General features: G+C 38.5%; 7 protein-coding genes. 3 read left to right on the plus strand and 4 right to left on the minus strand.

Features of this window, described 5'->3' with window-relative positions:
- Positions 1-41: 41 nt before the first annotated feature.
- Positions 42-1,097 (minus strand): YecA family protein, encoded by a 1,056-nt coding sequence (locus tag FG382_RS05260; protein WP_229677305.1) that lies wholly within the window; start codon positions 1,095-1,097, stop codon positions 42-44.
- A gap of 493 nt (positions 1,098-1,590) precedes the next feature.
- Between FG382_RS05260 and FG382_RS05265 the strand changes: the two genes are divergently transcribed.
- Positions 1,591-2,163: a hypothetical protein gene (locus FG382_RS05265; protein WP_194483519.1), complete on the plus strand. Its 573-nt coding sequence runs from the start codon at positions 1,591-1,593 to the stop codon at positions 2,161-2,163.
- Positions 2,164-2,290: 127 nt separating this feature from the next.
- Here the strand turns inward: FG382_RS05265 and FG382_RS05270 are convergent, their stop codons facing one another.
- Both FG382_RS05270 and FG382_RS05275 read right to left on the minus strand, forming a co-directional pair.
- Positions 2,291-2,860: a sigma-70 family RNA polymerase sigma factor gene (locus tag FG382_RS05270; protein WP_244950520.1), complete on the minus strand. Its 570-nt coding sequence runs from the start codon at positions 2,858-2,860 to the stop codon at positions 2,291-2,293.
- A gap of 149 nt (positions 2,861-3,009) precedes the next feature.
- Positions 3,010-3,483 (minus strand): competence protein ComK, encoded by a 474-nt coding sequence (locus tag FG382_RS05275; protein ID WP_229677306.1) that lies wholly within the window; start codon positions 3,481-3,483, stop codon positions 3,010-3,012.
- 226 nt (positions 3,484-3,709) lie between these two features.
- On the opposite strand from FG382_RS05275, the gene FG382_RS05280 reads away from it, so the two are divergent.
- Both FG382_RS05280 and FG382_RS05285 read left to right on the plus strand, forming a co-directional pair.
- A complete protein-coding gene (locus FG382_RS05280; protein ID WP_142537858.1) occupies positions 3,710-5,293 on the plus strand; it encodes an S-layer homology domain-containing protein in 1,584 nt (527 codons plus the stop codon).
- 211 nt (positions 5,294-5,504) lie between these two features.
- The gene (locus FG382_RS05285) at positions 5,505-5,975 is read left to right on the plus strand and encodes a DinB family protein (RefSeq protein ID WP_142537859.1); all 471 of its coding nucleotides are present in this window, start codon (positions 5,505-5,507) and stop codon (positions 5,973-5,975) included.
- A 189-nt stretch (positions 5,976-6,164) separates the two neighbouring features.
- On the opposite strand, the gene FG382_RS05290 is transcribed toward FG382_RS05285, so the two are convergent.
- The gene (locus FG382_RS05290) at positions 6,165-11,519 is read right to left on the minus strand and encodes a S8 family serine peptidase (RefSeq protein ID WP_483407253.1); all 5,355 of its coding nucleotides are present in this window, start codon (positions 11,517-11,519) and stop codon (positions 6,165-6,167) included.
- Positions 11,520-11,925: the final 406 nt, after the last annotated feature.

Below are 11,925 nucleotides of genomic sequence, written 5' to 3' on the forward strand. Positions count from 1 at the left end.
CTGTGTAAGGAACAATTTAGCTCTATTTCTCAAATTATGTCTTACACAGGGACAGCTGAAAACTCTTCAATTTCTTCAAAATACTTTTGAACCGTCGATGTGGATACTTCGAACATGGCTGCTATTTCTTTATTTGTCCATGGGAATTCATCTGCACACAAACGTTCTTTTGCAAAACGGACGGCACCGGCTGCTGCAGCTCCTGCTTTTCGTGGGTTTGGAGCACATTCTGTTAAGTAGGAACGGAAAATACGGATAAGTTGGTCGTTATGTATCCCCTTCTCGTTCATCATGTCTTCCAACGTTACTAGCATTTCTGTTTGTTTTTCGGACATGGTTGAATCTTGTTTCTCATTATCGTTTTCGACTATCTCACTTTCGAGATTGACTTTCGATGTTTCATCCTCACGTTTTTCACTTTCATGGATGAATGATAAGCTTTCTAGCATATGTTCACGATAAAACGCTTGTGTATCGAGTTTGCTTTCTTTGGCAAGTTGCTTCACTTGTTTCAAGCTGTCTGCTATCCCACTTGGGAGGAATGCAACGCCTGATAGAATCATAATGCCATTTGCTCCTCGGCGACTATCCGGTAGGACGATACCTACTACATAACTTCCTACAGCAGCTTTTGAATCTTCGCTTAATGTTTCTAGTTCATACACATTACCATCTACAATTTCCTTCAATTGAATAGACGATTGCTGCGTCTCTAATACTTCCCCGATAATCATCATAGGGCTTGTCCACTTCTCTAGCACTTGAATGACGGATGGACGTATTGTTTTTTGCAATTGTTTCTCTACGTATTTTGTCCAAATCTCTTGCTTTTGTAATAGTAAATAGTAATCTACCAGTTGTTGCTCAATTCTATTTGATGGCCAGAATCCTTTTAATCTTGCATTCCATTTGTGGAGTAGAAGACGAAGCTCATAAATATCTTTTCGTTCTGGATATTCTTTATAAAAGCTTTCGATGATGGAGCTCAATTCTTTGTCGACCACTTGCTGAATTGATACGACTTCTTTGCCGCCATGGCATTTTTTATATTTTTTCCCACTCCCGCACGGACATGGGTTATTGCGTCCTATAGTCATTTCCAATTAATATCCCGCCTTTTTTACCTATCATATCGCTTAGTTTAGTGGTATTGCAAACGATTCTTCTAATGTTCTAACATTCACCAAAATCCGACTTTTTTCTATGTGAACTTTTTTTGCTTCCCTGTGTAAGAAACAATTCAGAATTGTGTCTAACACAGGGAGTAGATAATGACGGCTTGTTTTAGACAGGATATACCAATTGGAATATTAGTCCTACCGATCTCATACGATATATATAAGTGAAACTTCATGTAAGTAGGGGTTTCCTACCCGTTAAAGCGGGATTAAAAGAACCCAGGAGGAAATTCATATCGTATGTTCTAATTGTAGTCACGAACAAGCCATCGGAAACTTTTGTGGAATATGTGGTGAAAAATTAGAAGAGCCGAGTGTTGTGGTGAAAAAAAGATCTTCCGCTCAACAGGTTGAACCGAATATCCATATAGAAAAGATTAAAAAGCAATCCAAAATCTACAGAACCTATTTTGTGCAACAATTAAAAAATCCTTCACGCGCATTTGAACAAGGAGATAAGGATTTTACGAACGGGTTACTTAGCATTGTTTTGTTTGCCATTATGTACACCGTTTCTCTGTTTTTAGTTGTTAATCGAAATTATTTTGGAGAGTCTTTAGGCTTTTTTCCTTTTTTCTTTCAGGTTATGCTGCTTGTATTCATGCTGTGTGGGATTGCGGTGTTTGCACTTTTTATTGCAAATAACTTTTTTGGTTCCCCGAACTCAGTGAAGGCTATTGTTGGTTTTTATGGAGGACAGCTGTCTCCTGTTTTAGTAAGTGTTGGGCTGGCGTTTTTGCTGATGATTATTCAATCTTTTACATATGGGCAGTTTGTATTAGTTGTAAGTTTTATATTTGCATTGTTTATTTTGCCGCTATACTTGGTTAGTTTTTTAGCGACTAAAAAGGCGCCTGGCATGGATTCTTTGTACGGTTTTATTCTTTATATTTTGGTATTTGTTTTGTTGATGTTGATTTTGGTGACTATTATGGCCGGAACGATGCTGGGGACTTATTTGGATCGAATGATTTATTTGATTTGATTGGTTGTTTGGGGTTTGTCTTGTTCGGAGGTTGGTTGGTCGCGTTCACTGCTTATTTTGTTACATTACACCATTTATTGGAATAAAGCTCTGCAGAGATGTTTCCTTCTCTACAGAGTTTTTTCGATTACTGGGTCAGTTTTTCTCTCAGTTTTAATAGCAAGCGTTCACGTCTTTTTTTGATACCGGGTATTGTAATGCCTGCTCGTGTTGCAGCTTGTTGAAGGGAGATTCCTTCGACAAAAATCCAGAGCAACAGCTTCCGTTCATTTTCGGTCAAATTTTCTAAAGCGGTTCCTAGTTCTTCGTTGACGAAGCTTGTGACGAGCGACTTTTCCAACAGAATGGACAGTTTTTCATCTTCTACTACATCGATGTATTCTTCCTGATGTTTTTCCTTTTTTAGCTCATCCAGCATGGCTCCGTATATGCACCTATAGGCATACGGTGCGAAATCCCCTTTTGTTGCATCGAACTTTACCCAAGCTTTCCATAAGGCAATTCTTCCGGCTTGTTTATAAAGCTCGTGGTTTTTGTAAATATGCAATTTGCGAATGCAGGCAGAAATCATTGGTTCATATTGCGGCAGTACTTCTTCAAAGGTGTTCACTGTGCGTTCCTTTTGACTCGTGCACGGTTCAGTTATTCCTAGGTAGATATAGAATATATGGATTTTCGTGAACGTACGAATTGGCATACGCACAGTATGTAGGCTGAAACTACATGTTTATGAGGAGGAAGTTATTCATTTGTTCGTATCGAAAGTAGAATACTGCTACAAATGATTGAGCAGCAAAAAAGCAGACGAAGTTTTTTTCTTCGACTGCTTTTTCTTTTCAGATATTTTTACTCTGAATGCTCCATATTGCTAAATATACTGATCGCTGTATGTAATCTTTGTTGTTGTTTTAGTAATACATTTTTGGAGGCTTTTACGGTCAGGTGAATTCCGTTGTCAAATACGATTTGCGATTTTCCATTACCTAACTCGTTTACGTAGAAGTGATGATTAAATATCCAAACACACTCAATATCTTTGTATGATAATGTTGGGAATGCACCGAACTCATTCGGATTAATGAGGATAGGTGTTTTCTGATTGTAATCCATGACTTCTTTCGTTGCTTTCATACGGCCCTCTATTGTAGAGGCATAGCGTATGCAAGCATTGTTAAGTAACTCCAGTACAGACACTTTTGAATAATGAATTCCGTGCGTTGTCGTGATTTTCGATTTGTTGCCATTCGTAAAATACGGTTCAACTGCTAATACTCTTCGATTAATCAACTTAGAATCTTTCTCTTTCAAATCGTTTTTCATTTTTTTCAAGTTATTCCCCTTCTTTACTCCATTATTCCCCTCTCCTTCTACATATTATCAAATATAAGAAACTATGTATAGTTATAATTTACAAATAATAATAAATTTTTTGAAACTTTTGGTTCACTTTTATATGAGAGCAATTATTCAGAAAAGTTTGCACACAAGGTTATAAAAATAGTCTATACTATTATGAAACTACCAAACTTAAGGGAGAGGCAGCCAAATGAAAAGGTTCTTCGTATTCTTTGCACTTATTGTTCTTTTATTTTCAAGTTTTAGTAGCGTCTCTGCTGCTCCTTTGTATAAGGATGTTGGAGATAATCATCCGGCAAAAGCAGAACTAGATTTTTTAGCTTCGAAAGGCATCATAGCCGGTGACCCCGGACGAACTTTCGGAGTGGATGCGGAAATTACTCGTTTAGAGGCTGCGGAAATGATTGTGAAGTCTCTGGGACTTGATACATCGAGCCCAGTAGATCCGAATTTTACGGATGTGGCCGCTGACCACCCAAGCTTTCCAATCATGGCGACCTTGGCAAACAGCGGAATTATGAGAGCCGATGAGAATGGAGCATTCAATCCAGGTGCCCCTTTCACCCGAGGAGAGGCCGCTGTCTTTGTTGTAAGGTCTTTTAATCTGAAAGGGACATCCACGACGCCATTTGCCGATGTGTCACCGACTTATTGGGTTGCAGAGTCTATTAGTACACTGCAAGCAGTGAACATTGCAAATGGTTATCCAGACAATACTTTTAAGCCTTTGGCAAACATTACAAAAGCAGATTTTGCTGTATTTATTGCTCGGGCAATAAATCCCGAATTCCGAATTAAAACACCGGCGGTTCCCCCGGTTCAACCTGCTCCAACCGTTCCTGCTTCTTGTGAAAAGCCAAGCAAGACAAAAACAGTGAAAGTGAACGTTCAAGTTACATCGCTTTGGCATAAGCCAGGCATAGATAGAGCCGTAGATCGTCCTTCTATCTCTACTCCAGTAGACATTTCTAAATGGATGAAAACGATGAATCTCAAACAAAAATGGTGGCTTGTAGATAAAACGGATACGCAAGCGTTATTCGGAGATGAGGTCGTCGTCTTACAAAAAAGCGGCAAATGGTCCAAAATTGCAATCAAAGACCAGTACGTGCCCTATCAAAAAGAAGGCTATCCTGGTTGGGTACCAACATCGCATTTATATGAAACTACAACGGATACGTCCAATTGTTCGATTGCTATCGTAAATGCAAAATCTTCTACTCTATATAGTGATACAAAGAAAAAGAATAAATATATAGATATCAGCTATACAACGATTCTTCCTGTTGTAAAAGAAGAAGGCGAATGGCTGCATGTGCTTACTCCTCAAAATGGCATCAAGTACTTGCCTAAAAAGGACGCAAAAGTACACAAAAATTACGCAGCAGTTCCAAAGCCAACACAAAAAGATATCGTAAATAGCGCCAAAATGTTCCTTGGCCTACCTTATCTTTGGGCAGGTGCATCCTCCTTTGGATTTGACTGTTCTGGCATCATTTACTCTGTATATAAAAACCATGGGATTCTCATTCCTCGCGACTCGTTTTATCAAGCAACGAAAGGAACACCTGTCTCCAAAAGTAAATTAGAACCTGGCGATCTCGTCTTTTTTGCTGGCAACGGCGGAAAAGGAAAGGTGTATCATGTGGGATTGTATGTAGGGGATGGTAAAATGCTTCATGCACCGAACGCTTCGGATAAAGTGAAGATTGAATCTATTTCAGCTGGCGTTTATAAGCGAAACTATGCTGGTGCTCGGAGATATTTGGATTAACAGATTATTGGAAAGGGCTAAAACCGAATAGGTTTTGGGCCTTTTCTTTGCTTTGTGTTTTGTTTGTAGCGTTCGCGGGGGAGTTTGCCGTGTGGTCGGTGTGGTTTGTCGTGTTCGGAGGTAGTTTTGTCGTGTTTAGTAGAATTGCACTCTTTTATTCGAACGTTCATTCGTGTATATTTAAAATATACCAATTAAAGGAGAATAAATTATGAACTCAATCGATTTAATTCTTTTAAATTTCAACGAAGTACGTAGAAGAAGTATTAAGATTTGGACATCTATTCCCCAAGAAAAATTACATTGGAAACCCGATGATGAAGCTATGACTTGTATTGAGATGGTTAGGCATGTTCTAGAAAGTGAACATTACTACCATCTAGCTATCCAAAATCAAGGCAGTCTGGCAGCCTTTGATTCTCCTTTCGAAAAACAACCCTTTTCTACTGTAAATGCAGAATTGAAATTTGCAGAACCATTTAGAAATGACTTCATAGAAACTATAAAGTCATATTCTGAAGTAGATTTAAACAGTATTAAAATTGATCGTTCTGATTCAGGTTACATAAGAAGTTTGGGTGACATGTTGTTAAGAGTCGCTTATCATGAATCCGTACATACCGGTCAATTGCTGGATTACTTAAGAATGGCGGGGGTTCCAAGAGTACGTATTTGGGATTAATCTATCTTACAGGCGTGATCACTTAGGTGATGCGCCTTTTCTTTTTAGTTGCTATACATTTTAAGGTCAAATCTAAATTCATTAACGATTAATCCACCTCTTCCTTTAAAATCTCCATTTTTTAACAGTAAACTTCAAAAAAGAAACAGCCGGGGAAAGGTCCCCAGCTGTTTCTATAGAATTTCAAGCTCACACAGCTACAGGCATTGGACCTGCACCTGGGATTAGTGTGTCAATATTTGGTACGTTGTACTCTGGTGTTGGCAGCTTCAAATCGAAATCTGGTGTAACAGTCTCTGGACCTGGTACTAGAGTTTCAGCGTTTGGTACAACAGATTTTAGCGCTGCTTCTTTCACTGTTAAATTGACAGTTAGTTCATTTTTACCGTATTTTACAGTGATAGCTGTGCTGCCCGCTTTTTTAGGTCTTACTAGACCATTTGTTACGCTAGCTACTTTAGTGTCTCCCACTTTGTAAGTAGCTGCTGTTGTAACGTCTTTTTCAGTTGTTGTGCCATTTAATGTTGTAACTTCTTTAATGTTAAGAAGTACTTCTTTTCCTAGTTCTAAATCAATTTGTGTTTGATCTGCAACTAGTGACACTTCTGCTGCATAAACTGTTACATTTACTGGCACTTCATTTTTGCCATATTTAACAGTTATAGTTGTAGTTCCTGCATTTCTTGCTCTTACTAAACCGCTTGTTACAGAAGCAATCTGACCATTTGCTACTTTATAAGTTGCAGATGTTGTCACATTTTTTTCCGTCGTTTTTCCATTTGCTGTTGTTACTTCTGTAATTTTTAGTTGAGCTTCTTTTCCTGCTTCCAAATCAAGTTGTGTATTATCCACAACTAATGATACTTCTGGTGCTGTAACCGTTACGTTAACTGTTAGGTTGTTTTTACCGTAGCTAACGTTGATTGTTGTAGCTCCTGCTGCTTTTGCTCTTACTACTCCATCAGTTACAGAAGCCACTTTACTATCTGCTACTTTATACTTGGCAGCTGTTGTTACATTCTTTTGCGTTGTTTTTCCATCTGCTCCTGTAGTAGTTTCTGTAATTTTCAGTTGAGCTTCTTTTCCAGGTTCTAAGGCAATTTCTGTTGTGTTTGCGCTTAGTGATACTTCCGGCTCTGTTACTGTTACATTTACTGTCACTTCTTTATTGCCGTATTTAGCTGTGATTGTTGTAGTTCCTGCAGCTTTTGCTTTTACTAATCCATTGCTTACAGTTGCCACTTTAGTATTTGCTGACTTATATGTTGCAAGAGATGTTACATCCGTGTTTTTTGTTTTGCCACCAGCAGAAGTGATCACTTCAGTAATTTTCAGTTGAGCTTCTTTTTGAGGCTCAAGGTTAAGCTCAGTTTTATTTACTTCTAGCGTCACGACTGGTTCTGTCACTGTTACATTTACTGTTACTTCATTTTTGCCGTATTTAGCAGTAATTGTTGTATCTCCAGCTCCGATTGCAGTTACTAAACCATTGCTTACAGAAGCTACTTTAGTATTAGCCGCTTTATACGTCGCTGCTTTTGTTACATCTGTCTTTTTCGTTTTTCCATCAGCCGTTGTAGTTTCTTCGGTAATTTTCAGTTGGAATTCTTTTCCTGCCTCTAGGTCAATTTGAGTTTTGTTTGCCGTTAAAGTTACGACTGATTCTGTAACCTTCACGTTTACCGTCACTTCATTTTTACCGTATTTAGCAGTGATTGTTGTAGTTCCTGCATTTTTAGCTGTTACTAAACCAGCTTTAACAGAAGCTACTTTACTGTCTGCTACAGAATATTTTGCTGAGTTAGTTACATCTACTTTTTTCGATTTGCCATCTGCAGTTGTTGTTACTTCTGTGATTTTTAGCTGTGCTTCTTTTCCTTTTAGCAAGTCAAGTTCTGTTTTGTTTGCAATTAGCGTCACGCCAGGCTCTGTAACTGTTACATTTACAGTAAGCTCATTTTTACCGTATTTAACTGTAATTGTTGTGCTTCCTGCGTTTTTAGCTGTTATTAAACCATCTTTGACAGAAGCAACTTTCGTATCTGCCACTTTGTATGTTGCCGCTTTTGTTACATCTTGTTTTTTCGTTTTGCCATCTGCTGTTGTTGTTACTTCTGTAATTTTTAGTTGTGCTTCTTTACCTTTTTGAAGATCAACTTGTGTTTTGTTAGCAGTTAATGTAACTCCTGGCACGATTACATCCGCATCTTTTACCGTTACATTTACCGTTACTTCGTTTCCACCATGTGTAATAGTGATTGTTGTAGAACCTTTTCCTACTGCAGTTACTAAACCATTTGTAACTGTTGCGATGCTTTCATCTGCTACCACATACGTAGCTTCTGCAGTTACATCTGTATTTGTTGGTGTTCCTTCAGCAGGAGTGGAAGTTTCTGTAACAGCTAGCTGAGCTGTTCCTCCTACCTTTAAGTCAAGGGATGTCGGATTTACAGAAAGCGTTACTACTGCATTTTCTTCTTCTTTTTCATAAATTAAAGCTTCCCCTACATTGCCTGCTGCATCTTTAATGATTACTTTCACAGAATTAGTTGCTGCAGTTACTGGGAATGTGAACGATCCATCTTGCGCTAAATCGAAGTCTACTGCATTAGCTGTATCCCCGTTAACAATATAAGAAGCGTTTAGCTTGTCATTTAAGTCATATTCTAAACCATATAAATATAACTCTTCGTTATATTCAATATACTTGTCTGTTACTTTGCCTGTTGCTACTCCATCTTTCACAGAACCTGTTACTGCTGGTTTCGTTGTTTTTACTACAACTGGTCCAACGTAGTCACTAACTACTCCTGAAGCAGCAAGTGCTGTAAAGTCAATTGTATATAGACCATCTGGAATCGTTGTTGCCGGAGCACTGCCCCATGGCTTGTATTGCCCAGCTACGTTTAGTGTATATGATCCTTTTCCAAGTGAAGAACCTGCATGTAAATAGCCGATGTAGCCATCCCCGTACTCTCCACCTTCAGGATTCATAATGTCCCAAAGCTCAATATAGTTTGTTGTTACATCGCCTGTTAATGTGAATGAAAGAACAGCTGAATCTTTCACACCATCGCCGTTGAAGGAAAGATCCGTTCCAGAAATTTTCATATCTCTAATTTCTGTAGTAGCAACTCCACCAAAATCAGCTGCGAATGGTAATGAAATTTCTGAACCACCACCGTTGATGTGGATATATCCTAGAATTTCAGAACCGTTTGGTGCTGTAGCTTTAGAAGCAGTCAACTTAACATTTAACACTTGCTCTCCATTTAAAGTGAATGTCGGTTTATCTACCGTTACTTTAGCGTCGCCAAATGTTTTGATAGTATCAACTGTTACTTCATAATTTCCTCCCGTACCCTTCAAATCTTTTACTAGAATTTCTTTTGTAACGGAAAGGTTTTCATCTTTTAATGATTGCGGACCAAATGTAACTGTCCCTTTTAAGTTTTCAACGATAGCTCCACTACCATCTAGTACTGCTGTATCTACTGCATAAGCAAGTGCAGTCGGATGAGCTGCTGCATACGCATTTACACGTCCAGCACCTTGAGCGAATACATCGTATTTAGATTTGTTAAGCACTTTAGCGGTATTAGAAAGTGCCACTTTTACATCGAATGCATTCCAGTCTGGATTTGCTTGTTTTACAAGCGCTGCAATTCCAGCGATATGTGGTGTAGCCATCGATGTTCCTGTTTTGCGGTCATAAGCTTCGTTGTAAACAGCATCTGGGAAATCTGCTTTGTACATTGGAATGGTAGACATAATATTCGTTCCAGGTGCAGTTACATCTGGTTTGATATCAAAGTTTGGAGTGGATGGTCCACGTGAACTTGAATCGTTTACCTCATCCCCAACAGTTGCTGCAGAGTGGAAATTACCAAAGGAAACTTTTCCTGTTCCTCCATTTAACGCTGCACGAATAGCATCTCCATCTGTTTGGGACATATCAAATGTTGGAATAAACGCAAAGGAATCACCTAGGAATGTACCTGAAGCGTTCGGTGCATTCGTTCCACCTGCGAAGTTATGGATTATCGTTGCAACTGCTCCATTTGCTTTCGCATATTCAATTTTATCCACAAATGCAATGCTACCACGAGAGATCAATGCAACTTTTCCATTTACATCGATTCCTTGGTAATCCTTTGCTTCTCCGTTTCCAGGAACTGCTACTAAGTCAAATTCACCTTGCAGTTGTGATGCTAAGTCTTGACCAAAAGTAGTGCCCATTAACTGTAATTGTTTAGTTAGATTGTAATCACCAACTGTAACTTTCACTTGTCCATCGTACATTGTTTCAGGGTTAGTCGTGTTTCCAACTGCGATCCCTAAACGTGCTGTACCTGGAGTTCCCATCGTCCCACGATTAGGGCCGTCATTACCAGTTGCGATTACTGAAATTGTTCCAGCCATCATTGCGTTGTTGATCGCAAATGATCCGCTGTCAGTTTCTGTATTAGCACCGCCACCAAGTGATAGGTTAATAACATCCATCTCTTCAATAACAGCTGTGTCAATTGCTTTTACGATACCAGAAGTAGCTCCACTTCCATATGCTCCAAGCACACGATAAGCGTAAAGATCTACTTTTGGAGCGATCCCTTTAATGCCGTATTGATTTGCACCAATTGCAGCGATAGTACCTGCAACATGTGTACCATGAGAAGTATAGAATGCACTTCCATTTGCATTAAATTCTGGCGTTCCAGCAGGTCGTTCTACTGGTGAAGTTTCTGATGCGTCATTATCGGCACGTGGTCTTGTATAGGTAGAAGAATTCGGGATAAAGTTCTTTCCGCCTTTATAAATGCCTGCGAACTCTGGATGATCTGCATCGATTCCTGTATCAAGAACAGCCACTTTGATACCTTGTCCTTGTATTCCTTCATTCCAAAGTTGTTCAATTCCTAGGAATGATATGCTCGTATTCATTTTTGCATCTACGACTTTATCTTTGTTGATCGTAGAAGGTTTAGTCGGTTTCGTTTTTTGAGGTTCTGCCGAAGCATGAACGATTGTGTCCGGTTCTACTAAAGTCACTCCTGGAACATTTAGTAGTTTTGGAAGATCGCTCGCTTTTACAGTTGCTGCAAAACCGTTTAGTACTGTATCGAATGTATAGCCTTTTTTAATCGAGATATTTTTTACCGCTAATTCTTTTTGTACGGATATTTGTTGACTTTTTACTTTGCTTCTCACTTGGCTTTCTTGTGAGGCAGAGAATGATTTCCCCTTTAACTGGTTAATTCCCTTTTCAAGGGCAACTGGTTTTTCAGATAAATGTATGATTACCGCAACCTCTTGGTTACCTGTGAGACTCTGTAATTCTTTGTGTAGTTTAGGTGCTCCATCCAATAAATTTAATTGATCAGCGATTGCCGACTTTAGCTGCATCGTGCTTTCGCTTGGAATGTTTTGCTTAAATGGTTTTACAGCTGTGTTCGCAGAAGCTGTTATAGCTGGACTGAACATCGTAAAGACCATAGCTAGTACCATAAATAGGCTAAATAACTTATTTAATGTTTTTTTCTTCAATCATAATTCCCCCATTTCCCCGAATGATTACTCTTTAAAACTATAAGTTTGTCCAGCCTTATGCTAATGCTTTTTTATAATCATCGCTTCCTTTCTGTGAAAAATAATGAGCATTACATAGAAAGTAACCCCCATCATTTCATGCTGTTTTTAATGTATGTGATAATTCATGGTGCTATGACTTAAGACACGATTTTGTTCAATGCTGATTTTTTCTAGATGGAAGAGTGATGAGATAGGCTGAGGAGTAAGATAATAGATTTTTACTTTCTATTATTATAGTATAAATATTCTAAAAATTGAAACACCATTTTTATTCCTATTTTTGGATTTATTTTAGGATATTATTATTGTAGGTTCGTAAATTATGTCATTAGATTACAATATTCTACAGATATTGATAAGT

Source organism: Psychrobacillus lasiicapitis (assembly GCF_006861795.1).
GTDB lineage: Bacteria > Bacillota > Bacilli > Bacillales_A > Planococcaceae > Psychrobacillus > Psychrobacillus lasiicapitis.